The organism is Nonomuraea sp. NPDC050227 (assembly GCF_044459705.1).
In the GTDB taxonomy this organism is placed as follows: Bacteria; Actinomycetota; Actinomycetes; order Streptosporangiales; family Streptosporangiaceae; genus Nonomuraea.
Genome location: NZ_JBITJF010000003.1, coordinates 69,903 through 93,332 on the forward strand (window position 1 = coordinate 69,903; position 23,430 = coordinate 93,332).

Consider the following 23,430-nt stretch of genomic DNA (forward strand, 5'->3'; position numbering starts at 1 on the left):
CGAGGGTAAGATTCCTTCATGGCTCACGAGACCTCGCCCGCACCCGGCCTCCGCGAATCCAAGAAGCAGGAGACCCGGCAGCTCATCTCCGACCACGCCACCAGGCTGTTCATCGCCCAAGGGTTCGAGCAGACCACCATCGCCGAGATCGCCACCGCCGCCCGCATCGCCAAGAAGACGGTCACCAACTACTTCCCGCGCAAGGAGGACCTGGCCTTCGACCATCAGGAGGCGTTCACGTCCGCCCTGGCCGACGCCGTCGCCGCCCGCGGTCCCGGCGAATCGGCCCTGTCCGCTCTACGACGCGCCTTCCTGGCCTCCGTCGCGGCTCAGGACCCGGTGGCGGGGTTCTCCGGACCGGAGTTCGCCCGCATGATCGCCGACAGCCCCACCCTGACGTCCTGCCTGCGCGGCCTGCACGACCAGCGCGAACAGCACCTCGCCCGGGCCCTCGCCGACGCCACCGGCACGACGGCGGACGACATCACCGTCCAGACCGCCGCCGGGCTGCTGGGAACCGTGCACCGGGTGCTGTTCCAGCGCATCCACGAGCTCACCCTGGCGGGCCTGCCCAACGACCGCATCGCCGACACGATCGCCCCCGACGCCACCCGCGCCTTCGACCTCCTAGAACCCGCACTCTCCAACTACGCCCCCGCCTGAGCCTCAGAAGGCCGCCTCCCCACTCCCAGGAGGCCGCCCCTGGTCTCAGGAGCCGTCTAGGCTCAGGACGGGCCGAGGCTCAAGGGCTGCCTCAGCCTCAGGAGCCGCTGGATGAGCCAGTGGCGGGCCGGACGGGAACTGATCGGCCGCCAGAGTCCTGGGCGGCGCCGCCAAGGTCAGAGCTGGCCCGAGCCTCGTGGGCGGCCCCCAGAATCCGCCACCCACTTAGGGCCGCCCGCTCAGGAGCCGCTGGCCGCTCAGGAGTCGTCCCAGCGTCAGGAGTCGTCCCAGCGTCAGGAGTCCTCCGGGTCGGGGGCCAGCGGTGGGGCGGGTGGGAGGTGCCAGGTCGTCAGGAAGGCTTTGGCCAGGGTGCAGGCGCCGGCGTACGGGCCCTCGGCATGGGACAGGGCGGCGGCGGTGATCTCCGCGACGCGGTTCTCGACCAGGTGGCCGACCTCGTCCGCGGTGGAGACCGTTCCCGCCCGTTCGGCGAGGTAGCCGATCGTGGCGCCCGCGCCGCAGACGAAGTCCGCCAGCGTCACCACGCCCCGCTCCCCCAGCGTCCGCAGCCCCCGGGCGGTGTAGGGCACGTTCGCGGCCGGCGCGACCAGGCCGGCCCGCACCGTCGCCGCCCGCCGCGCCGACAGGGTGCCGGTCCGCGCCCCGGGAACCAGCACGTCGGCGGGCACCTCGTACAACGCCTCGGGTGGCAGCACGGGGAGGCTGAGCCGGGTCACGCAGGCGTCGCCGTGCTCGGCGCGCAGTTCCTCCAGGGCCGCGACGTCCAGGCCGGCGGGGTCGCTGACGCATCCGTGCAGGGTGGACAGGGCGACCAGGCGCGCGCCGCGCCGCGCCGCCTCGCGCACGACGGCGCTGCCCACCTTGCCGAAGCCCTCGACCGCCAGCGTCCGCCCGGCCAGGCCGCCGAGCGCCGTCGCGGCGGCCACGACCACGCCCAGCCCGGTGACGACGGTGTCCACCAGCTCGCCGCCGGCCTCCCCGTGCATGATCGAGTCGGCCCGGTACCCGGGCAGCGGCGCGAAGTCCTGCGTCCGCGTGCCCAGGTCCGAGGAGGTGAGGAAGGTGCCCTTCTCGACCAGCGGCGCGACCTCCCGGCAGAAGCGCGCCACCGTGCCCGCCCGGTCGGCCGGCGAGGCCCGGAGCACCGCCTTGGCCCCGCCGATCCGCTCGCCGAGCACGGCCAGCTTGTACGTCATCGCCCGCGCCAGCAGCCCCGCCTCCTCGCGGGTGACGTCCGGTGCCAGCCGGGTGCCGCCCGCGCTGACCGGGCAGTCCAGGTCGAAGGCGATGCAGCCGTCCACCGAGACGAGTTCCATGATCCTCATCCGCGCTCCCGCGTCCGTGCGAACCGTGCCTGCCGCCCAATCTCCGCGCCGCCCGGCCGCCTGTCCATGGGTCACCGTCGATCGGAATGGCCGCCCGGAACGCACTCCAGCGCCGGGCCCCCTGGCCGTGGCTCACCCTGGCCGGGAAGCCCGGACGACTGTCCAGGGTCAGGGAGCGTTGTATCCCAAGGTGTACGGACCGGTGCCGGAGTAGGAGTGCACCCGGTAGCGGTAGTAACCGGCCGCGCCGGTGTAGGTGAGCGTCTCGTCGGCTCCCGACCCGGCGCTCTGCGCGACCGTCGCCCACGTCGACCCGTTCCAGCGCTGCAGGTACAGGTCGAAGTCGGCGCCGGGCGGGCCGTCCAGGCACGCCTGGTGCGGGCCGGTGACCGTGGTCTGCAGATACCCGCCGTCGGGCTGGTACTGCTCCGCCCCGGAGGCCAGCGTCCCGGACTTGGTGGTCTCGTAGCCGGAGCAGCCGCCCGCGGCGGCCACGGACAGGGCGAAGGAGACCGTGTGGGTGGCGGCGGGGCCGATGGCGGTGACCGTGATCACGTACATGCCGCCGGGCGTCTGCGCGGTGGTGGAGATCGTCATGACGGACGAGCCGCCCGACTGGACGGTGGGCGGCGCGAACGTCGCGGCGGCCCCCGCCGGCAGCCCCGCGGCGGCGAACTGCATCTGCTGGGGCCCGCCGCGCGTGACGGCGGTGGAGATGGTGCTCGTGGTCGACCCGCCCGGCGTGACGCCGCCGCTCGTGGGCGAGAGCGAGATCGCGAAGTCGTCGCCGCCGCCGTTCGGCGGGGTGTTGTCGATCATGCCGGAGATCTCGTTGTACACCTCGGTGATGCGCGTCCCCCAGTTGGGGCAGCCGCCGAGGTGGTGCAGCGCGATCACCTTGTGGCTGGAGGCGGCGATCACCGGGGAGCCGGAGTTGCCGCCGGAGGTGTCGCAGCGGTAGCCGGTGTTGACGCCCGACGACACCACGTCGATCTTGCAGGCCGCGCCGCCCTGCGTGTCCTCGTACAGGGACAGGCGCTTGGGCAGGGTGTCGCCGTGGCCGGGGATGTAGATGCGCTCGCCCGCCACCGGGGGACGCGGATCGAGGTACAGGGTGCCGAACTGCTGGATCGCGGCGAAGTCGGCGACGCTGAAGAGCGTGTAGTCGAGCGCTTCGAGTGCGCTGGTCTTCAGGAACTGGCCGCCGCCGACCTTCGTCCCGGCGCCCGGGTTGTCGCCGCCGCAGGTGGCGCAGTCGTAGTCGAACTGGAACTCGCTGGCGCTCAGGTCGGCGGCGCTCTCCATGCAGTGGTGGTTGGTCAGCATGCGGTTGGTGTTGCCGACCCGCCAGGCCGTGCAGTAGCCGAGGCCGTTGAGCAGCTGGCGGGCCACGGCGCGGCTGCGGGCGTACTCGGTGGGGTTGCTGTCCTTGTAGCAGACCACGTCCCGCCGCGCGTCGGTGCCGCAGACGCTGAACGTCCGCGGCGTCAGGGCCGCGGCCTCCTGGGTGGTGTAGCCGCGGAAGTACCGGTCGATGCGCACGCCGAAGCCCTGCCGGGCCAGCCGGACGGCGTTGCGCGGCCCGGACGCGTGCAGGGTGACCACCGCCGTGTCGCCGTCCACGGAGAGCGCGGCGAAGCCTGGGACGCCGTGCAGCGTGTACCCGGAGCCGGTCGGGTAGCGCCCGCGGGTGGGGTCGCCGTAGTAGGTGTGGGTCTCGCGGCCGTCCGGCGAGGCGACGGTGACGTAGTCGCCGGGCACGAGGGTGAGCGCGGCGAAGTGCACCTTGACGTACCGGGAGCCGGGCCGGGTGACGCGCGTGCTCCAGCTCCGTCCGGCGGCGCCGTAGGACAGGGACAGGTCGGCGAGCACCTCCTCGCCGGCCGGGGAGACCCGGCTGTCGAGCTGCGCGTGCAGGGGTGCGGCGGCGGGGGCCTGCGCGAGGGCGGGGGCCGGGGTCGCCGGCGCGACGACGGCCAGCGCGGCGATCAACGCCGTGGCCGCCGCTCTCCATCGGGAAGGACTCATGCGGGGGACACCTCCACGTGAGGGGTGACCGAAGCAGGCCGCCGATCGCCGGGAGCCGGGCCCGGTCCGGGCGCGTAGGCCGCGCCGGCCAGGGGCCGGCGGAGCCGGCGAACAGGCGGCCCGCCGTGGTGGGGGGTGGGCAGAGGGTAACTCCGCCTCCCATCCGTACCGTTATCGGTAGCGATACCGATATTTCGGGTTATCGGGTGGAAAGCTCCAGCGCGTCACATCAGGCAGCCCTCCCGAGCCGACTGATGTACAAAATCATTGACATGATGTCCGCCTTCTTTTACGTTCATCATGTCTACTTTCTTTGACATGGAGACCTGCCTTGAAGGCCATCACCCGGCACGTCTACGGCCCCCCGACCCTCACCGACCTCGACCGTCCCGCCCCCGGCCCCGGCGAAGCGCTCCTGCGCGTGCACGCCGCCTGCCTCGACCACGGCGTCTGGCACCTCGGCGCCGGGCTGCCCTACCCCGTCCGCCTCGCCACCGGGCTGCGCCGCCCCCGCTCGCCCCTCCTCGGCCGCGACGTCGCCGGGACCGTCGAGGCCGTCGGCCCTGGAGTCACCGGTCTGGCGGCCGGCGACGAGGTCTTCGGCGTCTGCGACGGGGCGCTCGCCGAGCACGCCGTCGCCCGCGCGGACCGCCTCGTCCCCAGGCCGGCCGGTCTGTCGTCCGAGGCCGCCGCCGCCGTCCCGACCAGCGGGCTGACCGCGCTCCAGGCGCTGCGCGACCACGCCCGCCTGCGCCCCGGGCAGCGCGTGCTGGTCATCGGCGCGGGCGGCGGGGTGGGGACGTTCGCCGTCCAGCTCGCCAAGGCGCGGGGCGCGCACGTCACCGGCGTCTGCGGCCCCGGCAAGGGCGACCTCGTCCGCTCACTCGGCGCGGACGAGGTCGTCGACTACACCCGCGAGGAGCCGGCCACCGGCCGCCACGACGTCGTCCTCGACACCGCGGGCAACCGCCGGCTGCGGGACCTGCGGCGGATGCTCACCCGCCGGGGCACGCTCGTGATCGTCGGCGGCGAGAACGCCTCCGGCCGCTGGCTGCACGGCACCGGCCGCCAGCTCCGGGCGACGGCGCTGTCGCCGTTCGTCCGGCACACCCTGCGCGCCCCGATCACCCGGACCGATCCGGCGGACCTGCGCCACCTGGCCGGCCTCGCCGCGACCGGCGAGCTCACCCCCGTGGTCGGCCGGACGTTCGAGCTGGCCGGCTTCCCCGACGCGATGGACCACCTGCGGACGGGCCACGTGACCGGCAAGGTCGTCATCGTCATGCCCGGCCCGAGGTAGGTCACCAGTCGCCGGCCTCGACGCGGGTGTTGCGCAGCGGTTCGCCCGCGCCCCCGGCGGGCGCCGCCCACAACACCGCGTTGGCCAGGATGCGCCGCACGCCCGGCTGGTGGAAGACCGGGTAGTTCTGGTCGCCGGGGCTGAAGTAGAAGACGCGTCCCTTGCCGCGCCGGTAGCAGCAGCCGCTGCGGAACACCTCGCCCCCGGAGAAGGAGCTGACGAACACCAGTTCGTCGGGCGCCGGGACGCCGAACGGCTCGCCGTAGGTCTCCTGCTCGGGGATGACCAGCGGCTGGGGCACGCCCGCGGCGATCGGGTGGGCCGGCTCCACCGTCCAGAGCAGCTCGCGGTCGGCGGTGTCGCGCCAGTTGACCGTGCAGGTGGTGCCCATGAGGGCGCGGAAGACCTTGGAGTAGTGGCCCGAGTGCAGCACCAGCAGGCCCATCCCGGCCCAGACGCGCTCGCACACCCGCGCCACGACCTCGTCGTCCACCTCCTCGTGCGCCGCGTGCCCCCACCAGGTGAGCACGTCGGTGCCGGCCAGCGTCGCGGCGTCGAGGCCGTGCTCGGGGTCCTGCAACGTCGCGGTGCGCACGCGCACCCGCTCCCCCAGGTGCTCGCGCAGGCCGCCGGCGACCGCGCCGTGCATGCCCTCGGGGTAGCGGCGGCGCACCTCCTCCTCCCGCTGCTCGTGTACGTTCTCGCCCCAGACGGTCACGTTGATGCTCACGCGCGATGTTCTCCCTCCAGACCTGCCGCACCTGCCGTCCGGTCCTTACCCGCCCGCCCGCCGGTTCCGCCTCCGATGGGCGGGCGGAAAATGTCTCGCGGGAGGAAGGACGGTTTGGGTAGGTTCGCCAGTGACCATGGAAGTCATGCGAAGCCGCGCGCCCGACGGCCCTCCCGTCGAGATCGCCTGCGACGAGTCCGGCGCGGAGGGCGAGAAGCTCGTCGGCGGCAACACCGACGTGTTCGCCCACGCCGGCGTCTCCCTCGACGTGGCCGCCGCGGCCGACTGCGTACGCGAGCTGCGCCTCAGGGCGCCCTCACCGGTCACCGAGTTCAAGGCCGAGCACGTGCTGCGCGAGAAGAACCGGGCCACCCTGATCTGGCTGCTCGGCCCGTCGGGCCCCATCCTCGGACGGGCCTGCGTGCACCTGACCGACAAGGCGTACTTCGCCGTCAGCAAGGTGACCGACCTGCTCGCCGGCCACCACTCCAGCCTCGGCCTCGACCGGCACGAACGCTCGGCCGCCCTGGCGGCCACCCTCTACCAGGAGGGCCGCCACGCCTTCGGCCCCGCCCGCTGGACGGCCTTCCTCGACGCCTTCAACCACCTGCTGCGCGCCAGGAACGGCCGCGGCCCCGAGATCTCCGCCGAGTCGGCCTTCGGGCTGGTCGCCGACCTGCGCACCACCCCCGGCCCGGCCGGCGAGATCATGGACGAGCTGTGGGCCGCCCGGCCGCTCGTGGACGCCTTCACCACCCGCCTGCTCGACGACCCGCACGTCTTCCCCGCGCTCGACCCGCTGATCCCGGCCATCGCGCACGCGGTCGCCCACTGGGGCGCGGGCGGCCGGCCCGTCTCGGTGGTGCACGACCGGCAGACGACGCTGACCGAGGAGCGCATCGAGCGGCTGCGGCTGCTGCTGGCCCGCCCGGACGGCCCCGCCGGCCCGCTGGTGCTGACCAGCCTGACGCTGGTCGCCTCGCACCTGGACCCCCGCGTCCAGGTGGCCGACATCGTCGCCGGGGTGGCGCGCAAGATCGCCTCCGAGGAGCTCAACGGCCGCGGCGACCCCGAGCTGACCGGCCTGCTCCGCCCGTACGTGGACCTCGCGTCGGTCTGGCCGGACGAGCGCAGCCGGGCCGCGCTGATAGCGGGTCAGCCGAGCCAGGCGCGCGCCTCGGCGGCGGCCTCCGGGTCGAGCACCGGCTGGGAGTAGACCTCGATCAGCGTGCGCATCAGCAGGCGCTCGCCCTCCGGCGTGGACAGGTCGGCCCCCATGCCGCGGCAGACGTGCGGGTACAGGACCGTGACCGACAGCGCCATCGCGGCCATCACCGCCGCCCGCGCCCGCGGCGGCACGTCCGGCGGATCGGCGCGGTCCTGGTCGGCGGCGGCCAGCCAGCGCTCGCCGAGCCGGGTCATCTCGTCGAACAGCGGCGCGGCCCAGCCCTCGGTCAGCGCCCGCGCCAGATAGGCGCGGTAGGGGCCGAGCGCGGCCACCGGGTTGAAGCCGGCCGGCGGGCGGGCGGCGGCCTCGGCGTTGAGCCGGCGCACCGTCTTCATCAGGTGCTCGTCGCACGCCTCGCGCAGCGCCTGCTTGGAGCCGAAGTGGTGGCGGACCAGGCCGAGCGAGACCCCCGCCGACTCGGCGATGTCGCGGATCGTGGCCCGCTCGAACCCGTGCTCGCCGATGTGCCGGATCGCCGCGTCGCGGATGCGGGCCCGCGCGGTGAGGTCCTCAGGGTCCTGGACGGTTGTCATCACACCACCGATTCGTACAGCGGACTGTTCACCGGACAAGCATCCTATACCGGCGTACAGCCCCGCCCGGCCCCGGGCGCGCGGGAGGGGCCGCCGGCGACTACGCTCCTGCCCTGTGCCGACGTTCGAACTGCCCCTGCGCCTGGACACCACGATCCGGCCCTACGACTGGGGTTCCGTCACCGCCATGCCCGAGCTGTTCGGCACCGAGCCGACCGGCCGCCCGCAGGCCGAGCTCTGGATGGGCGCCCATCCCGCCGACCCGTCGATCGCCGGCGGCGTGCCCCTCGACCGGCTCATCGCGGGCGACCCCGTCGCCGCCCTCGGCGCGCCGGCGGTCGCGAGGTTCGGGCCCGCGCTGCCGTACCTGCTGAAGGTGCTCGCGGTCGCGCGGCCGCTGTCGCTCCAGGTCCACCCCACGATCGCGCAGGCCGAGGCCGGGTTCGCCGCCGAGGAGGCGCGCGGCGTGCCGATCGGCGACCCGGCCCGCACCTACAAGGACCGCTCGCACAAGCCGGAGATGGTCTGCGCGGTCACGCCCTTCCACGGGCTGTGCGGCTTCCGCTCCCCCGTCGTCACCGCCGGGCTGCTCGCCCGGCTCGGCGTGCCGGGCCTGCAACCCTGGATCGACGCGCTCGCCGTCCGGCCCGCCGGGCAGGCCCTGCGCACGGTCTTCGCGCAGATGCTGGACGAGGCCTCCGCGCCGCTGCGCGCCCAGGTCGAGGACGCCCTCGCCGGCAACTCCGACCCGGACCTGGCCCCGTACGCCGACATCGCCGCGGCCTGCCCCGGCGACCCCGGAGTCGTGGCCGCCCTGCTGCTCTACCACGTCGACCTGCGGCCCGGCCAGGCCCTCTACCTCGGCGCCGGCGTGCCGCACGCCTACCTGGGCGGCGTCGGCGTGGAGATCATGGCCAGCTCCGACAACGTCCTGCGCTGCGGGCTGACCACCAAGCACGTCGACGCGCCCGAGCTGATGCGGGTGGTCGACTTCACGCCCGCCGAGCCGCACCTGGTCGAGCCCGAGCGCCCGGCCGACGGGGAGCGGCGCTACGTCCCGCCCGCCCCCGAGTTCGCCCTCACGCGTTACGACCTCGGCGAGGCCGCCTCCTTCGAGCTGCCTGCCGGGCTCCCCCGGATCGTGTTGTGCCTGGAGGGCGAGGCCCGTCTCGGCGAGCTGACGCTGCGGCCGGGCGAGTCGGCGTTCGTCCCGGCCGTCGCGGGCGCGAGCCTGTCCGGCAAGGGCGTGGCGTACGCGGCCCAGCCGGGCGCCTTTACGATGTAGATCAGCGCGACGGGGACATTTCGGCCCGTGGTTGAACGTCGCGTTCCTAGGCTCCTGCCATGAACACGGCAACCCTCGGCCACGTCGCCATCGAACCCAGCATCCTCTACTTCGGCACCCCGGTCGTGCTGCTGAGCACGGAGAACCCCGACGGCTCGGCCAACCTGGCCCCGATGTCGTCGGCCTGGGCGCTCGGCCGGACCGTCGTGCTCGGCCTCGGCGCCGACGGGCAGAGCGCGCGCAACCTGGCCGAGCGGCCCGAACTGGTCGTCAACCTGCCGGCCCCGCACCTGTGGCCGCAGGTGGAACGGCTCGCGCCGCTCACCGGCCGCGACCCCGTGCCCGACACCAAGGCGGCCGGCTGCCGCTTCGAGCCCGACAAGTTCGGCGCGGCGGGCCTGCGCCCCGAGCCCTCCGAGACCGTACGGCCGCCGCGCGTGGCCGAGTGCCCCCTCCAGCTGGAGGCGGCCGCGACGCGGATCATGCCGAACGAGTCCGAGGACTTCGTCATCGTCGAGGCCGTCGTGCGCAGGGTGCACGCCGACCCGCGGATCGTGATCCCCGGCACCCAGCACGTGGACCCGTCCGCGTGGAGCCCGCTGCTGTACAACTTCCGCCACTACTTCGGCCTCGGGCCGGAGCTCGGCCACTCCTACCGGTCGCAGACGGCCTGAGCGCCGCGGCGGGTCAGCCGGCCCCCGAGGCGCACCCGGCGTACGACCCGACCGGCGACGAGACAGACGACTGGGCCGAGGCCAGCGCAGAGGGCTCCTCCAGCCCGCGCGGCGGCGGCGTGGGACGGTCGGCCGCCACGGTCAGCACGAGCGGCCCGAACCGGCGCCACCACCCGTGCGCCACCCCGCGCCCGCCCGCGCGCACGGTCAGCCCGCTCCACCCGTCGCGGGGCCGCCCGCAGCCCAGCGACACCTCAAGCGCCCGGTGCTCGGCGCGGCGCAGCACCTGCGCCGCGCTCTCCTTGGCCGACCACAGCAGGCTGCCCAGCAGCGGGTCGTCGCCGGCGATCCGCTGCTCCTGGCGGGTGAACCGGTCGGCGACGAACCCCGGGCCGCGCGGCTCGACCAGTTGCAGGTCGCAGCCGACGGCCCCCGGCTCCAGGCCGAGCAGGCACACCGCCCATCCGGCGCGGCTGGTGATCGAGATGCCCACCGGCAGCGGGCGGCCGTCCCGCCACGCCTGCGCCGCGCCGTCGGGGCGGCGCCGCACGTCGGGGTCGCCGGCGGGGCCTGGGCAGACCAGGTGCAGGGCCTGACTGACGGTCCAGCGGGCGAGCGGGTGCTCGGCGGGCCGCCCGTCGCCCGTCCGGTCCTCCCCCGCCGGGAGTTGCCCCTCCCCGCGAGCCAGCCACCTCATCGAGCCTCCATTCCGCGCTCCCGCGCTACGGATGACCTCCGGCCGCGGCACGGCGGCCGGGATCGCGTGATCGACCGACCCGGCCGCCACGCCCGGACGGCCGTCTCGCGCAGCTTCTCCGCCCGCACCTCCTCGAACGCCTCGAACGCCTCGCGCGGCGGCGGACGCGCCGAGCGCCGCCCCGCGTGCGTGCATACCCGTACGTGCCCGCGCTCCGCCGCCGGACACCCGCGGGACCTCTCGACTAGTGTGATCTTGTGACCGGAATTTTCACAGTGTTCCCAGCCTCGCCGGGCGACGGTGAGACGCTGGGAGAGATCCACGCCGAATCCTGGAAGGCCGCCTACGCCGGCTTCTTCTCCCCCGACTTCTTCGACCAGGCCGTGCGTCACCGGCGCGGCAAATGGCACGACGTGCTCGCCGAGACCCCGGCGGGCCTGGTGCTGGCCGCGCTCGACGGCCGCCGGCTGGCCTTCGCCCACTTCGGGCCCTCGCCGTCCCGGGCGGGCGCGGCGGAGCTCCTCGGCTTCTACGGCCATCCCGACGGCTGGGGCACGGGCGTGGCCGCCGCCCTGATGACCGACACCCTGCGCCGCATCCGCGACGAGGGCTTCACCCGGGTGCACCTGTGGACGCTGCGCGACACGCCGCAGGCCCGCCGGTTCTACGCCAAGAGCGGCTTCACCGAGTCCGGCGCGGCCCGCACCCACGACTACGGCGACGGCAACCCCGTCGAGCAGGTCGAGTACGAGCTGTCCTTCCTCTGACCGCAGCCGCCTTCCCACGCGTGCCGACTTGACAGAGTTCCCCGGCGTATTTCGCGGTGAATACCCCGGCGCGGGCTCTTTCGTTGACCGTCTCCATGGCCCATGGCAACCATTCTTGAGTATGGCCAAGCGGGCACGAGAAACGGTCGAGTGATCGCGTGAGAGGAATGGCATGAGCGCGAATGCTTTGTACGCCGGTCGAGACTGGAAACTCGACCACGACAAGCGAGTCAAGGTCAGCAACGCGGAACTTCGTTACACCGTCGTGGGGCGCGGCGAGCCCGTCCTGTGCATCCACTGCACCTCCATTTCGGACGGTCTCATCACGCCGCTCCTGAAGTACAACCCGGAGCTGCTGGACAAGTACCAGTTCATCAGCTATTACCGCGCCGGTTACAACGGCAGCACGCTGGAGAAGGACAGCCTCAGCATCGAGGAGGGCGCCGAGCACGCCAAGCAGCTCCTCGACCACCTCGGCATCGACAAGGCGCACGTCATGTCGTACTCCTTCGGCGGGGTGATCGGCTTCCAGTTCATGCTCTCCTACCCCGAGCGCACGCACTCGGCGGTGCTGCTGGAGCCGTACCTGCCGCGTGAGGGCGCCGAGGCCGAGAAGGCCAACAACGACGCCGTGATGACGGCCATCGAGCTGGTGCAGAAGGGCGACAAGCTCACCGCCGCCTGCGACTTCATGGCCGCCGTCTGCGGCCCGAGCTACCTCGGCTCCGTGGACATGACCTGCCCCCTCGACGTGTGGGAGCGGGTCGAGGAGTGCGCGGACGTCACGTTCAAGGTCGACTTCCCGGCGCTGGGCGGCTGGGGCTTCCGCATGTCCAAGGCCGACCAGCTGGTGCCGGACAAGCCGCGGATGCCGGTGCTGGCCGTGATGGGCCTGGACAGCGAGGCGGCCATGCCCGGCTTCCGCGAGGCGCAGCACTTCCTCATGAACTGGCTGCCCCAGGCCGAGCGCTGCGGCATCGTCGGCGCCACCCACGGCCTGCAGATCATGAACCCGAGAGCGGTCGGCGAAGGCGTCTCGGCCTTCCTCGCCAAGCACCCGATGCAGTAGCACCCGAGGCAGTGAGAGGAGAGCGATGTCGGATCTGACGGCTGAGCGACTGGCGGCGGCACATCAGGCGCTGCGGTCCGGCGACCGCGAGCGCGCGCTGGAGTACTGGCACCCCGACGTGCGGTTCCAGTCCCCCGGCAACCACCCGTACGCCGGCTGGCACGACGGCCTGGACGCCTTCATGGGCTTCATCAAGACCTGGCAGCGGCTGGCCGGCGGCACCCTGCGCATGGAGCAGATCGCCTGCCTGGTCAACCCGGTGGACGGCTACACCATCGACGTCAACCGGTGCACCGCCGTGCGCAGGCGCACCGGCTCGGACGGCACCTCCTTCTACGAGCACCTGCAGATGGAGGGGGTGGACCTGATGCGGTGGGAGAACGGCCGCATCGTGGAGGGCCGCGGCGGCATCTTCGGCGACGGGACCGCCAACTTCAGCTCGTTCTTCGGTCCGATCGGCCCCGACGGGCGCAGATCCGACGACTGAGCGGGCGATCCCCGGCGGGCCGGTCGGTACCGGCCCGCTTTCTCGTGCCCGCGGCCCGTCCCGGCCCTCCTTCGTGCCCCTTTTTCCCGCAGGAACGCGCCCACAGGAGAAGACATGACCCGTTTGCGTGGCGTCCTCCGCGCCTCCGCCGCCGCCCTGGCCGTCACCGCCGCGCTGGCGGCGGCGACGCCGGCCCAGGCGCTCCTGGCCCCGTCCTTCCGGGCCGTGGACCCGCCCGGCGACCCCACCGCCCTCTGGAACGTCGACGTGCTGGACGCCTCCCATGCCTACGCCGTCGGCTGGCGCGGCTACGACGGCTCGCCGGACACCTCCGTGCTGCGCTGGGACGGCTCGTCCTGGAGCAGGCTGCCGCTCACCGCCGGGTACGACGTGCCGAGCCCGTGCTGCGTCGCGGCCGTCGCGCCGGACCAGATCTACGTGACCGGCAGCAAGAGCATCGCCGACGTCTCCTGGCCGCGCTCGGCGTACTGGAACGGCTCGGCCTGGTCGGAGATCCCGCCCCCGCCCGGCTGGACGCCCCCGCTGCCCGGCGACGAGTGGACCGGCCCGATCGCCGCCACCAAGGACGGCTCGCTCTGGTCGATCAGGTTCAAGAACACCGGCGGCACCGACATCCTGCGCCTGCGCCAGGGCTCCTGGACGGTCTACCCGCGCACCGAGAACCTGGGCCTGCTGCGCGCCGTGGACGGCGGCGACCAGATCGTCTTCGCCGCCGAGAACGGCGTCGTCCTGTGGGACGGCACGGCCATGCGCTCGCTGGGCAGGCCGGGCGTCAGCCCCCGGGGCGTGTACGTCGAGGGCCCCGGCCGGATCTGGATCAGCGGCTACCAGCCCCGTCCCAACCAGCCCGCCACCCCGGCGATCGCCCGCTACGACGGCGCCCGCTGGACCGTCTCGGCGCTGCCCGGCGCCCCGGGCAACGGCTCGGCGAGCATCAGCGGCGACGGCCAGGGCCACCTGGTCATCCCGACCGGCGGCGGCACCACCGCACCCGCCTACCTGTACTTCGACGGCGCCTCCTGGACCCGGGTCAGCGGCCCGGCCCGCCCGTCGGCCGGGTACGCCGGCGCGTACGCGGTGGACCGCGTGCCCGGCACGTCCACGATCCTGTCGGTGGGCGGCGCCAACGTGACCAACCTGACCGGGTTCGCGATCAGTGAGCTGATCAGCCCCCGCTGAGCGGGCGGCGCGGACCCCGTGAGCGGGGAGGGGCGGCAGGCCCCTCCCCGCTCACGCGCGCCCGCGGGCCGCGCCGCCGGCGCGGATCGCCGCGAGGAGCGTGCCGGCCAGCAGCAGCGCCGAGGTGACCGTCAGGACCACGCCCAGCCGGTGCAGCCCCTCGTCGGTGGCGCGCTCGCCGTAGGTCACGCTGAGGAGCAGCGCCGAGCAGATGGCCCCGGCGTACTGCGAGGTGCGCAGCAGGCCGGCGGCCATGCCGATCAGGGCGGGCGGCGCCTGGGCGTACATGGCGGCCTGGTTGCCGACGATGTTGAGCCCGTTCTGCACCCCGAAGACCATGCTGAGCAGGCACAACGACAGGATGGACGCGCCGCCGTCGAGCGCCGGCAGCCAGGCGCAGCCCGCCAGCAGGGCCGCGGCGCCGGTCGGCAACATCCAGCGCGCCCGGCCCGACGCGCCGTCGGCCCGCGCGGCCAGCCCCGAGACCACCGCGCCCACGGCCGAGGTGGGCATCAGCAGCAGCCCGGCGACCGCCGCCGTCAGCCCCCTGCCCTGCTCCAGCCACTGCGTCCAGCCGTACAGGAAGCCGTAGGTGGCCATGAAGGTCACCGCGTTGCGCAGGTAGGTGACCAGCAGCGGCCGGTTGCCGGCCAGGTCGCGCAGGCTGCCGCCGCCGCCCGCGCCGGAACGCTCGTACGGCTCGTCGCGCGGCAGCCACAGCAGCGCCGAGACCACCCCGGCCACGGCCATCGGCAGGTTGACCAGGAAGATCCAGCGCCAGCCGCCGAGCGCGTCGAGCAGCCCGCCGAGCGGCGGCCCGAGCACCATGCTGACCTGCCCGGCCATGGCCAGCGCGCCCATCACCGAGGCGGGCGCGGCGCCGCCGGACCGCTGCGACCTGCGGCGGACCATGCTCATGGCGGCCGGGTAGGCGGCCGAGGTGCCGAGGCCGATCACCACGCGGGCGGCCACGAGCAGGCCGAGGGTCGGCGCCCAGTAGCCGAGCAGCCCGCCGGCCGCGACCGTGACCAGCCCGGCCAGGTAGACGCGGCGCGGGCCGAGCCGGTCGGCCAGCCGGCCCAGCACCGGCTGACCGATGGCGGTGGCCAGGTACAGGGCCGACACCAGCCAGGAGGTGGCGTCGGCGCCCACGCCGAAGTGGTGGGCGATGGGCACGAGCGCGATGGCGATGATCGAGGAGTTGATCGGGTTGAGCAGCGAGCCGACCGAGACCGCCGTGACGAAGCGGGGGCCGAAGGCGGCCTGGCCGGGCTCGCTGTCCGGCCGCGGCGGCGCGGTCACAGCTGGTACTTCTCCTCTAGCTTCTCGTAGATGTCGATCTTGTAGTCGATGGCGGCCAGGTCGTCCTTGAGCTGGTCGATGCGCTTGGCCACCTCCTCGCGGTGGGTGAGCAGGATCTGCTTGCGCTCGGCGGTGGTGCTCTCGCCGGCGCGGACCAGCTCGGCGTAGCGGCGGACGTCGGCGATGGACATCCCGGTGCCGCGCAGCCTGGTCAGGAAGCGGATCCAGGCCAGATCACGTTCGGTGTAGCGGCGGTGCCCGTTACCGCCGCGCGGCGGCGTCTCCCGCATCAGGCCGGCTTTCTCGTAATAGCGCAGCGCGTGGGCGCTGAGGCCGGTCTCGGCTGCGACTTCCGCGATCGTCAGGCTCTGACTCATACCGATCATTGTCGCCCTTCGAGCGCGATCCAAGTCAAGTGCATTCGCCGGAATTCCGGTGAATGCGGGTTCGGACTTGACGGAATGGGACCGGCTACCTCCATACCGCCCGGTCACCGCAGGGCGGCGCGTTGACGCGTTTTCCGGCGGCCGAACATGATTCATCCGTAGCGCCGGACGAAATGGTGGTGCCAATGGCGAAGAGCGAATTCGTGAGATTCCTCGGCGACCTCCGGGAGAATCCGCAAAGACGCGCTGAGTATAGCGCGAGAAATCTCAGTCAATTGTTGTTCCACGCCTCCGACGAGGGCTTCCGGTTCACCGCCGAGGAGCTGGTGTCGGTGGTCGGGGCCCTGGAGATCGAGGTCATCGTCGCCAAGGACGGCGAGTCCGTCGACGGCGGCAGCACGCTCTGGCGGCACATGTGGGGCAGGCGTTACCTGGACTACCTGCTCGATCACGTGGTGGCCAGGTTCGGCGAGCAGGAGCTGCGCGGGTTCGCGGCCGACGAGAGGCGGCCGGTGGCATGAGCGGGACGAATCTGATCGCGTTCCTGCGCCTGGCGGGCTCGCGCGCCGACGTGCTGGAGTCGCTGAAGGCCAAGAGCAAGGCGGAGGTCGTCGCCGCCGCGGCCGAGCACGGGCTGCCGTTCTCCGAGGCCGACTTCAACGGCGTGGTGTGGGAGCTGGAGGAGCGCCTGGCCGACCTGCGCGGCGACGCCTTCGACGCCACCTTCCCGCTCTGGCGGACGATGTGGGGTCAGCACTACCTGGAGTTCCTGGTCGGCGACCTGCTGCCCGCGCTGGAGCGGGCCCGGCTGCTGGAGCCGTCGTGAGCGCCTACGACTACATCGTGGTGGGCGCGGGCAGCGCCGGCTGCGTCCTGGCCAGGCGGCTGCTGGACGCGCTGGGCTGCCGGGTGCTGCTGCTGGAGGCCGGCGGCCCGGACGACGCCGAGTGCGTGCACCGGACCGACGTCCCGTCGATGACGTCGATGTGGGGCTCGCCGGAGTTCGTGTGGGACTACGCCAGCACCCCGCAGCGGGAGCTGGGCGGCCGGGTCGTGCCCATCCCGCAGGGCCGCGTGACGGGCGGCGGCAGCTCGGTCAACGCCATGATGTACGTGCGGGGCAACCGCCGCGACTTCGACGGCTGGGCCGCGCTGGGCAACGACGGCTGGTCCTACGACGACGTGCTGCCCTACTTCAGGCGCTCGGAGGACTACCCGGGCGGCTCGCCGGAGTACCGGGGCGGCGGCGGCCCGCTGAAGGTCGTGGACTACGGCTCGCCGTCGGACGCCTCGCGCGCCTTCGTCCGGGCGGCGATCGCCCGCGGCCGCGCCGACGGCACGGGCGACTACAACGGCCCCCGGCAGGAGGGCCTGGCCTTCTTCTACCAGTCCACCCGGGACAAGGACGGCCGCCGCTCCAGCACGTCGGAGGCGTTCCTGCGGCCGGTGCTCGGCGAGCCGAACCTCACGCTGGAGACCGGCGCCGTGGTCACCCGCCTCACCGTCGAGGGCGGCCGGGCCGCCGGCGTGCAGTACGTCAAGGACGGCCGTACGCACCGGGCCACGGCCGCGCAGGAGGTCGTCGTGGCCTGCGGCGCGCTGGGCTCGCCGGCGCTGCTGCTGCGCTCGGGCCTCGGCCCGGCCGCGCACCTGCGCGAGCACGGCGTCGAGGTGGTCGCCGACCTGCCGGGCGTGGGCCGCAACCTGCAGGACCACGTGCTGTTCGGCATCGGCTACGAGAGCCTGCGCGAGCTGCCCTTCCCCGAGCTGCTGGCCGAGGCGGGGCTGTTCACCAACGTCCTGGGCGGCGACGGGCCGGACCTGCAGTTCTTCTTCGGCCCGGTGCAGTTCATCGACGACCGGTACAGGACGGACGGCCCGGGGTTCACCTTCGCGCCGATCCTGCTGCAGCCGGAGAGCAGGGGCGAGGTGCGGCTGCGTCCCGGCGACCCGCTGCGTCCCCTCGTCGACCCGCACTACCTGGAGGCCGCCGCGGATCTGCGGCTGCTGACCGAGGCCGTCGTCCTGGCCAGGGAGCTGGTCTCGGACGCGGCCTTCGACTCCCTGCGCGGGCGGGAGCTGGCCCCCGGGCCCGGCGTGACGAGCCCGGCCGCCCTGGCCGAGTACGTGCGGGCCAGCGCCTCGACCGTGTGGCACCCGGCCGGCACCTGCCGGATGGGCCGCGACGACGAGGCGGTCGTCGGGCCCGACCTGCGGGTCCGCGGCGTGGACGGGCTGCGCGTGGCCGACGCCTCGGTCATGCCGGTCATCACCCGGGGCAACACCAACGCGGCCACGATCATGATCGCCGAGAAGGCCGCCGACCTGGTCGCCGCATCGGCGCGGAGGTGAGCTGAGATGACACAGAGCTTCGACTTCGTCGTCGTCGGCGGCGGCACGGCCGGATCGGTCATCGCCGCCCGGCTGAGCGAGCTGCCCGGGGCCAGCGTGCTGGTCCTGGAGGCGGGCGACACGAAGATCACGGACGCGGTCGAGGACCCGAGCCGGTGGAACGAGGTGCTGCTGACCGAGCTGGACTGGGCGTACATGAGCGAGCCGCAGCCGGGGCTCGGCGGACGCCAGGTCTACTCGGCGGCGGGCCGCGGCCTGGGCGGGACCTCGAACGTCTATCACATGATCCACACGCGCGGCCGTCCGGCGGACTTCGACGCCTGGGCCTACGACGGCTGCCCCGGCTGGTCCTACGCCGACGTCCTGCCCTACTTCCAGCGCCTGGAGGGCCAGCGGGACACGACCAACCCCACGGCGGGCCACGACGGCCCCATCAAGATCGTCAACGCCCGGGACATGGGCAACCCGGTCTCCCAGACGTTCGTGGACGCCTGCGTGGAGCTCGGTTACCCGCAGGTCGAGGACTTCAACGCCGACAGCTTCGGCGTGAGCTGGCACCACGTCGACATCGACGTCGACAAGGGCACCCGCTGCGGGGTGCGCGCCTCCTACCTGGAGCCGGCGCTGGCGCGGCTGACCGTCGAGGTGGGCGCGCTGGCCACCCGGCTGCTGTTCGAGGGCGAGCGCTGCGTGGGCGTGGAGTACCTCAAGGACGGCGAGCTGCGGACCGTCAGGGCCGAGCACGAGGTGATCGTCAGCGCGGGCGCGATCCAGTCGCCCAAGCTGCTGCAGCTGTCCGGCATCGGCGAGGCCGGGGCGCTGGCCGCGCTCGGCATCCCGGTGGTCGCCGACCTGCCCGGCGTGGGCGCCAACTTCCACGACCACCCGCTGGTCATCGGCCCGATCGGGTACATGGAGGAGGCCGCGCCCGACCCGCGCGGGCAGGTCACCGAGGTCGGCCTGTTCTGGGGGTCGGAGCCGGGGCTGCCGGTGCCCGACATGGAGATCTGCCTGGTGCACCGGGCGCCGTTCGGCGACCAGTTCTTCGCCAACGTCATCAAGCGGGTGGAGACCGGGCAGCCGCTCACGCCGGTGCGCGAGCTGGTCGACCCGAAGATCGTGCTCACCCTGCCGGGGCTGGTCCGCCCGCTGTCACGGGGCAGCGTACGGCTGGCCGGCACCGACCCGACGGCCTACCCGCGGGTCAGCGCGAACTACTTCGCCGAGCGCTCGGACCTGGAGCGCACGGTGACGATGGTGCAGATCGCCCGCGACATCTACGCCAGCTCCGCCTTCCGGCGCGACTGGGGGCTGACCGAGGTCGCGCCCGGCCCGGACGTGCGCACCCGGGAGCAGCTCAGCGCCTGGGTGGTGGAGAACGTCGGCTCGTACTACCACTTCGCCGGCTCCTGCAAGATGGGCTCCGACAGCCTCGCCGTGGTGGACACCCGGCTGCGGGTGCGCGGCGTCGAGGGGCTGCGCGTCGCCGACGCCTCGATCATGCCGACGATCGTCTCGGCCAACCCCCACACCACCACCGTGATGATCGGCGAGCGCGCGGCCGAGTTCGTCGCGGCGGACTTCCTCCCGGCCCGACAGGAGGCCACGCGATGATCCACCAGTTCATCTTCGGCGCCCCCAAGCCCGGCTTCACCGCCCAGCAGTTCCAGGACTACTGGGTCAACGTGCACGCGGTGAAGTTCGCCAGCAAGATCAAGCAGATCAGGCAGTACCTGGTCGACACCCGCATCCCCTTCGACGGCGACGTGGGCCGGCCGGCGCTGCCGCACCAGGGCATCGCCGAGATCTGGCTGGCCAGCGCCGAGGAGCAGCTCGCCTCGCTGCAGAGCGAGGAGTTCCTCCAGGGCGCCCGGCTGGACGAGCCCAACTGGGCGGCGTTCTGGTCGACGATCGTGGTGGACACCGTCGCCCACGAGCTGGTGCCCGGCCCCAGGCCGCGGCCGGACAGCTGGGTGAAGGTCACCACGCTGATCAAGCGGCGGCCCGGTCTGCCGCTGGACACCTACCGCAAGCAGTCCCTGGAGTCCTACGCCGCCGCGGTGGCCGGGCTGCCGGGCCTGCGCAGGCACCTGCACTGCCACACCGTGGACGGCGCGTACACCTTCGGCGAGGCCGGCTTCGACGCCGTGGACCAGCTCTGGTTCGACGACGTGGACGCGCTGCGCGCCGCGCTGGCCTCGGCCCACCACGCCCGCCGGGTCAAGCCGGAGCTGGAGGCGATCGCCGACCCGGCCCACGTGTTCTCCATGACCTGCAAGGAAAACTGGATCATCCCCGGGGAGTCGGCATGACCAAGCGCGTTCTCGTGATCCTCTCGGAGTTCGGCTACTGGGGGGAGGAGCTCGTCGGCCCGCTGTCGGCCTTCGACGAGCGCGGCTACGACGTCGTGTTCGCCACGCCGACCGGCAAGCAGCCGCACGCCCTGCCGCCCAGCATGGACCCCGACTACGTCGACCCGCCGCTCGGCCGCTCGGTCACCACGCCCGAGGTGGCCAAGCTGACCCGCGACCTGGACGAGTCGGGCCGCCTGGCCAACCCGCTCAACCTGTCGGCCTGGGCGCCCGAGCGTCCCTACACCAGCAGCCCCGACTACCTGCGCCGGCTGGAGTCCTACCACCGGGCGGTGGCCAAGCTGGAGGCCGAGCTGGTGCCCTACGACGCGGTGCTGATCGTGGGCGGCAGCGGGCCGATCGTGGACCTGGCCAACAACGAGCGGGTGCACGAGATCGTGCTCGCGTTCGTGCGGGCGGGCAAGCCGGTGGCCGCCGAGTGCTACGGCGTGGCCTGCCTGGCCTTCGCCCGCGACTGGGAGGACCGCAAGAGCATCATCTGGGGCAAGCGCGTCACCGGCCACTGCAAGGAGTACGACTACAAGGACGGCACCGGGTTCCTCGGCGTGCCCGACTTCAACATGGGGCCGCCGCCGTACCCGCTGGAGTACATCCTGCGGGACGCCACCGGGCCGCAGGGCCGCTACATCGGCAACTTCGGCAGGGAGACCTCGGTCATCGTGGACTTCCCGTTCGTCACCGGACGCTCCACGCCCGACTCGTTCCTGACCGGGCAGAAGATCGTCGAAGTGCTCGAGGGCGGCCTGCGCCGCTTCGGCTGGTGATGGCGGGCCATGGCCAGGGACGGCAACACCGCGATCATCGAGCAGTTCCTCAGCGACGGCATCACGTACATGTTCGGCAACCCGGGGACGGTCGAGCAGGGCTTCCTCGACGCGCTGGAGGGCTTCGAGGACTTCCACTACATCCTCACCCTGCAGGAGACGGTGGCGGCCGGCATCGCCGACGGGTACGCCCGCGCCACGGGCGGCCCCGCGCTGCTGCAGCTCCACAGCGGTGTGGGGCTGGGCAACGCGATCGGCATGCTGTACCAGGCCAAGCGGGGGCACTCCCCGCTGGTGGTGGTCGCCGGTGAGGCCGGGGTCGGCTACGACGCGATGGACGCCCAGATGGCCGCCGATCTCGTGGCCATGGCCCGGCCCGTCACCAAGCACGCCATGCGCGTGATCGACCCCGGCTCGGTGCTGCGGGTGCTGCGCCGGGCGGTCAAGATGGCGATGACGCCGCCGCGCGGCCCGGTGTTCGTGGCGCTCCCGCTCGACGTGCTGGACCAGCCCAACCACGAGCCGGTCCAGCCGTCGGTGGTGCCGCACTCGGCCGCGCTGCCCGCCCCCGAGCTGGTCCGCCGGGCCGCCGGGCTGCTGTCCGGCGCCCGGTCCCCGATCATCCTGGCCGGCGACGGCGTGTCGGTCTCCGGCGCGCAGGCGGAGCTGACCCGGGTGGCCGAGCAGCTCGGCGCGGACGTGTGGGGCGTGGAGTTCTCCGAGGCGAACATGGACGGCCGGCACCCGCTCTTCCGCGGCCAGCTCGGCCACATGTTCGGCCAGGTCAGCGCGGACGCCGTCAAGGACGCCGACGCCGTGCTGGTGGTGGGCACGTACCTGTTCCCCGAGGTGTTCCCGTCGCTGAGCAGCCCGTTCGGCAAGGACGCGCGGATCGTGCACATCGACCTGGACTCGTACGAGATCGCCAAGAACCACCCGGTCACGCTGGGCCTGGTGGCCGACCCCCGGCTCACGCTGGCGGCGCTGTCGGCGGAGCTGGAGGGCACGCTCAGCAAGGCCGACCGGCAGGCGGCGGCGGCCCGGCTGGCCCGCCGGACGGCGGCGCCGCGCCCGGCGCCGGCCGAGGACTCGATACTCAACGCGTTCATGCGCGAGCTGGCGGCGCGGGCCCCCGAGGACGTGATCGTCTTCGACGAGGGGCTGACCGCCTCCGGCGTGATCGGCTCCTACTTCCCGCCGCGCGGCCCGGGGAGCTGGTTCCTGACCCGCGGCGGCTCGCTCGGCGTGGGCATCCCGGGGGCGATCGGCGCCAAGCTCGCCCATCCGGACCGCACGGTGATCGGCTTCACCGGCGACGGCGGCAGCATGTACACCTTCCAGGCGCTGGCCACCGCCGTCCGGTACGACATCGCCGCCAAGTTCGTGATCTGCAACAACCACAGCTACCGGCTGCTGGACAACAACATCGAGGAGTACTGGCGCGGCCGGGGCATCCCCGGTCACCGCTTTCCTCGCTCCTTCGACCTCTCCCATCCCGACCTCCAGTTCACCGACCTGGCCAGAGGCTGCGGCGTGGACGGGCTGCGGGTGGAGAAGGCCGACCAGATCGAGGAGGCCGTCGAGCGGCTGCTCGGCCACGACGGCCCCTTCCTCATCGACCTCGTCACCGAACCGGGGAGGCCATTGTGAGCGGCATCGAGCCACGGGCCGGCGCGGCGCTGAACGGCCGCAAGATCGCTGTCCTGATGGAGAGCGACTACGTCGAGCCGGAGATCTTCTACTACGAGCGGCGCTTCGCCGAGGCCGGCGCCGAGGTGCACTTCATGACCCGCCTGTGGGGGCAGCCGTCGATCACCTTCACCGGCCACGAGTGGCGGGTGCCGTTCACCGTGGACCGCGGGTTCGAGGGCATCAGCGACCGTGAGCTGCGCTCCTACGCCGCGGTGATCGTGCCCTCGGGGATCGTCTCGGACCGGCTGCGCTTCACCGACGACGTCAACCGGCTGGCGCCGGCCACCGCGTTCGTGCGGCGGGCGCTGGAGGAGCCGTCGATCATCACGGGGGTGATCTGCCACGGCCTGTGGCTGATGGCCGCCGCCCCCGAGACGATGCGCGGGCGCAAGGTCGTCGCGCACAACAACCTCGTGGGCGACGTGCGGAACATGGGCGCCGAGTACGTGGACCAGGACGTGGTCATCGACGGCAACCTGATCACCGGGCGCAGCGTGTACCACTGCCATCTGTTCGCCCACACCATCATCGGCCAGCTCGCCGAGACGCTGTAGG

Annotated in this window: 24 protein-coding genes; 17 read left to right on the forward strand and 7 right to left on the reverse strand. The window is 73.1% G+C overall.

What is annotated here, in order from left to right; genetic code table 11:
• Positions 1-18 precede the first annotated feature (18 nt).
• Positions 19-663, forward strand: coding sequence for a TetR/AcrR family transcriptional regulator (locus ACIBK9_RS12780; protein WP_358297491.1), 645 nt, complete (start codon positions 19-21; stop codon positions 661-663).
• A 293-nt stretch (positions 664-956) separates the two neighbouring features.
• On the opposite strand, the gene ACIBK9_RS12785 is transcribed toward ACIBK9_RS12780, so the two are convergent.
• Together ACIBK9_RS12785 and ACIBK9_RS12790 are read right to left on the reverse strand one after the other, a co-directional pair.
• The gene (locus ACIBK9_RS12785) at positions 957-2,009 is read right to left on the reverse strand and encodes a Glu/Leu/Phe/Val dehydrogenase dimerization domain-containing protein (protein ID WP_397157716.1); all 1,053 of its coding nucleotides are present in this window, start codon (positions 2,007-2,009) and stop codon (positions 957-959) included.
• A gap of 168 nt (positions 2,010-2,177) precedes the next feature.
• Complete coding sequence (locus ACIBK9_RS12790; protein WP_397157718.1) at positions 2,178-4,037, reverse strand: trypsin-like serine peptidase; 1,860 nt, start codon at positions 4,035-4,037, stop codon at positions 2,178-2,180.
• A 331-nt stretch (positions 4,038-4,368) separates the two neighbouring features.
• On the opposite strand from ACIBK9_RS12790, the gene ACIBK9_RS12795 reads away from it, so the two are divergent.
• Positions 4,369-5,337, forward strand: a complete 969-nt coding sequence (locus ACIBK9_RS12795; protein ID WP_397157720.1) for an NAD(P)-dependent alcohol dehydrogenase — start codon at positions 4,369-4,371, stop codon at positions 5,335-5,337.
• 1 nt (position 5,338) lies between these two features.
• Here the strand turns inward: ACIBK9_RS12795 and ACIBK9_RS12800 are convergent, their stop codons facing one another.
• Positions 5,339-6,067, reverse strand: a complete 729-nt coding sequence (locus ACIBK9_RS12800; RefSeq protein ID WP_397157722.1) for a ThuA domain-containing protein — start codon at positions 6,065-6,067, stop codon at positions 5,339-5,341.
• A gap of 145 nt (positions 6,068-6,212) precedes the next feature.
• Here ACIBK9_RS12800 and ACIBK9_RS12805 point away from each other — a divergent pair, with 145 nt between their 5' ends.
• A complete protein-coding gene (locus tag ACIBK9_RS12805) occupies positions 6,213-7,283 on the forward strand; it encodes a hypothetical protein (protein ID WP_397157724.1) in 1,071 nt (356 codons plus the stop codon).
• On the opposite strand, the gene ACIBK9_RS12810 is transcribed toward ACIBK9_RS12805, so the two are convergent.
• The gene (locus ACIBK9_RS12810; RefSeq protein ID WP_397157726.1) at positions 7,223-7,828 is read right to left on the reverse strand and encodes a TetR/AcrR family transcriptional regulator; all 606 of its coding nucleotides are present in this window, start codon (positions 7,826-7,828) and stop codon (positions 7,223-7,225) included. The genes ACIBK9_RS12805 and ACIBK9_RS12810 overlap by 61 nt on opposite strands.
• A gap of 115 nt (positions 7,829-7,943) precedes the next feature.
• Here ACIBK9_RS12810 and manA point away from each other — a divergent pair, with 115 nt between their 5' ends.
• Entirely contained in the window at positions 7,944-9,113 is a 1,170-nt protein-coding gene (gene manA / locus ACIBK9_RS12815) for a mannose-6-phosphate isomerase, class I (protein ID WP_397157728.1), read from the forward strand.
• A gap of 59 nt (positions 9,114-9,172) precedes the next feature.
• Entirely contained in the window at positions 9,173-9,787 is a 615-nt protein-coding gene (locus tag ACIBK9_RS12820; protein ID WP_397157730.1) for a flavin reductase family protein, read from the forward strand.
• A 13-nt stretch (positions 9,788-9,800) separates the two neighbouring features.
• Here ACIBK9_RS12820 and ACIBK9_RS12825 read toward each other — a convergent pair whose 3' ends face one another.
• Positions 9,801-10,484 (reverse strand): hypothetical protein, encoded by a 684-nt coding sequence (locus ACIBK9_RS12825; protein ID WP_397157732.1) that lies wholly within the window; start codon positions 10,482-10,484, stop codon positions 9,801-9,803.
• A gap of 257 nt (positions 10,485-10,741) precedes the next feature.
• On the opposite strand from ACIBK9_RS12825, the gene ACIBK9_RS12830 reads away from it, so the two are divergent.
• The 4 genes from ACIBK9_RS12830 (at position 10,742) to ACIBK9_RS12845 (ending at position 14,007) form a co-directional block, all read left to right on the forward strand.
• Positions 10,742-11,251 (forward strand): GNAT family N-acetyltransferase, encoded by a 510-nt coding sequence (locus ACIBK9_RS12830; protein WP_397157734.1) that lies wholly within the window; start codon positions 10,742-10,744, stop codon positions 11,249-11,251.
• 172 nt (positions 11,252-11,423) lie between these two features.
• The gene (locus tag ACIBK9_RS12835; RefSeq protein ID WP_352363708.1) at positions 11,424-12,320 is read left to right on the forward strand and encodes an alpha/beta hydrolase; all 897 of its coding nucleotides are present in this window, start codon (positions 11,424-11,426) and stop codon (positions 12,318-12,320) included.
• A 25-nt stretch (positions 12,321-12,345) separates the two neighbouring features.
• Positions 12,346-12,807: a nuclear transport factor 2 family protein gene (locus ACIBK9_RS12840; RefSeq protein WP_352363710.1), complete on the forward strand. Its 462-nt coding sequence runs from the start codon at positions 12,346-12,348 to the stop codon at positions 12,805-12,807.
• A gap of 114 nt (positions 12,808-12,921) precedes the next feature.
• On the forward strand, positions 12,922-14,007 hold the full coding sequence (locus ACIBK9_RS12845; RefSeq protein WP_397157737.1) for a hypothetical protein: 1,086 nt from the start codon (positions 12,922-12,924) through the stop codon (positions 14,005-14,007).
• Positions 14,008-14,058: 51 nt separating this feature from the next.
• Here the strand turns inward: ACIBK9_RS12845 and ACIBK9_RS12850 are convergent, their stop codons facing one another.
• The gene (locus tag ACIBK9_RS12850; RefSeq protein ID WP_397157739.1) at positions 14,059-15,309 is read right to left on the reverse strand and encodes an MFS transporter; all 1,251 of its coding nucleotides are present in this window, start codon (positions 15,307-15,309) and stop codon (positions 14,059-14,061) included.
• Positions 15,306-15,686 carry a MerR family transcriptional regulator gene (locus ACIBK9_RS12855; protein WP_352330857.1) on the reverse strand — a complete coding sequence of 127 codons (381 nt, stop codon included), beginning with the start codon at positions 15,684-15,686 and terminating at the stop codon, positions 15,306-15,308. The genes ACIBK9_RS12850 and ACIBK9_RS12855 overlap by 4 nt, the downstream gene beginning before the upstream one ends.
• 284 nt (positions 15,687-15,970) lie before the next feature.
• On the opposite strand from ACIBK9_RS12855, the gene ACIBK9_RS12860 reads away from it, so the two are divergent.
• From ACIBK9_RS12860 to ACIBK9_RS12895, 8 genes are read left to right on the forward strand one after another with little or no spacing between them, the layout of a single operon-like run.
• Positions 15,971-16,216, forward strand: coding sequence for a hypothetical protein (locus ACIBK9_RS12860; RefSeq protein ID WP_352363715.1), 246 nt, complete (start codon positions 15,971-15,973; stop codon positions 16,214-16,216).
• Positions 16,213-16,521 (forward strand): Nif11 family protein, encoded by a 309-nt coding sequence (locus ACIBK9_RS12865; RefSeq protein WP_358297530.1) that lies wholly within the window; start codon positions 16,213-16,215, stop codon positions 16,519-16,521. Before ACIBK9_RS12860 ends, ACIBK9_RS12865 begins: the two co-directional genes overlap by 4 nt.
• Positions 16,518-18,047, forward strand: a complete 1,530-nt coding sequence (locus tag ACIBK9_RS12870; RefSeq protein WP_397157742.1) for a GMC family oxidoreductase — start codon at positions 16,518-16,520, stop codon at positions 18,045-18,047. Before ACIBK9_RS12865 ends, ACIBK9_RS12870 begins: the two co-directional genes overlap by 4 nt.
• Before the next feature lie 6 nt (positions 18,048-18,053).
• Positions 18,054-19,661 carry a GMC family oxidoreductase gene (locus ACIBK9_RS12875; RefSeq protein ID WP_397157744.1) on the forward strand — a complete coding sequence of 536 codons (1,608 nt, stop codon included), beginning with the start codon at positions 18,054-18,056 and terminating at the stop codon, positions 19,659-19,661.
• On the forward strand, positions 19,658-20,359 hold the full coding sequence (locus ACIBK9_RS12880; RefSeq protein WP_358297539.1) for an EthD domain-containing protein: 702 nt from the start codon (positions 19,658-19,660) through the stop codon (positions 20,357-20,359). Before ACIBK9_RS12875 ends, ACIBK9_RS12880 begins: the two co-directional genes overlap by 4 nt.
• A complete protein-coding gene (locus ACIBK9_RS12885; protein WP_387682292.1) occupies positions 20,356-21,183 on the forward strand; it encodes a type 1 glutamine amidotransferase domain-containing protein in 828 nt (275 codons plus the stop codon). Before ACIBK9_RS12880 ends, ACIBK9_RS12885 begins: the two co-directional genes overlap by 4 nt.
• Before the next feature lie 9 nt (positions 21,184-21,192).
• Positions 21,193-22,833 (forward strand): thiamine pyrophosphate-binding protein, encoded by a 1,641-nt coding sequence (locus tag ACIBK9_RS12890; RefSeq protein WP_397157746.1) that lies wholly within the window; start codon positions 21,193-21,195, stop codon positions 22,831-22,833.
• Positions 22,830-23,429: a DJ-1/PfpI family protein gene (locus tag ACIBK9_RS12895; protein ID WP_397157748.1), complete on the forward strand. Its 600-nt coding sequence runs from the start codon at positions 22,830-22,832 to the stop codon at positions 23,427-23,429. The genes ACIBK9_RS12890 and ACIBK9_RS12895 overlap by 4 nt, the downstream gene beginning before the upstream one ends.
• Position 23,430 lies beyond the last annotated feature (1 nt).

Excerpts from the sequence above, each read along its gene's own strand:
- ACIBK9_RS12780 (WP_358297491.1), top strand. The coding sequence starts at position 19 with ATGGCTCACGAGACCTCGCCCGCACCCGGCCTCCGCGAATCCAAGAAG.
- ACIBK9_RS12785 (WP_397157716.1), bottom strand. The coding sequence starts at position 2,009 with ATGAGGATCATGGAACTCGTCTCGGTGGACGGCTGCATCGCCTTCGAC.
- ACIBK9_RS12790 (WP_397157718.1), bottom strand. The coding sequence starts at position 4,037 with ATGAGTCCTTCCCGATGGAGAGCGGCGGCCACGGCGTTGATCGCCGCG.
- ACIBK9_RS12805 (WP_397157724.1), top strand. The coding sequence starts at position 6,213 with ATGCGAAGCCGCGCGCCCGACGGCCCTCCCGTCGAGATCGCCTGCGAC.
- ACIBK9_RS12810 (WP_397157726.1), bottom strand. The coding sequence starts at position 7,828 with ATGACAACCGTCCAGGACCCTGAGGACCTCACCGCGCGGGCCCGCATC.
- ACIBK9_RS12820 (WP_397157730.1), top strand. The coding sequence starts at position 9,173 with ATGAACACGGCAACCCTCGGCCACGTCGCCATCGAACCCAGCATCCTC.
- ACIBK9_RS12825 (WP_397157732.1), bottom strand. The coding sequence starts at position 10,484 with ATGAGGTGGCTGGCTCGCGGGGAGGGGCAACTCCCGGCGGGGGAGGAC.
- ACIBK9_RS12835 (WP_352363708.1), top strand. The coding sequence starts at position 11,424 with ATGAGCGCGAATGCTTTGTACGCCGGTCGAGACTGGAAACTCGACCAC.
- ACIBK9_RS12840 (WP_352363710.1), top strand. The coding sequence starts at position 12,346 with ATGTCGGATCTGACGGCTGAGCGACTGGCGGCGGCACATCAGGCGCTG.
- ACIBK9_RS12845 (WP_397157737.1), top strand. The coding sequence starts at position 12,922 with ATGACCCGTTTGCGTGGCGTCCTCCGCGCCTCCGCCGCCGCCCTGGCC.
- ACIBK9_RS12855 (WP_352330857.1), bottom strand. The coding sequence starts at position 15,686 with ATGAGTCAGAGCCTGACGATCGCGGAAGTCGCAGCCGAGACCGGCCTC.
- ACIBK9_RS12865 (WP_358297530.1), top strand. The coding sequence starts at position 16,213 with ATGAGCGGGACGAATCTGATCGCGTTCCTGCGCCTGGCGGGCTCGCGC.
- ACIBK9_RS12875 (WP_397157744.1), top strand. The coding sequence starts at position 18,054 with ATGACACAGAGCTTCGACTTCGTCGTCGTCGGCGGCGGCACGGCCGGA.
- ACIBK9_RS12880 (WP_358297539.1), top strand. The coding sequence starts at position 19,658 with ATGATCCACCAGTTCATCTTCGGCGCCCCCAAGCCCGGCTTCACCGCC.
- ACIBK9_RS12885 (WP_387682292.1), top strand. The coding sequence starts at position 20,356 with ATGACCAAGCGCGTTCTCGTGATCCTCTCGGAGTTCGGCTACTGGGGG.
- ACIBK9_RS12890 (WP_397157746.1), top strand. The coding sequence starts at position 21,193 with ATGGCCAGGGACGGCAACACCGCGATCATCGAGCAGTTCCTCAGCGAC.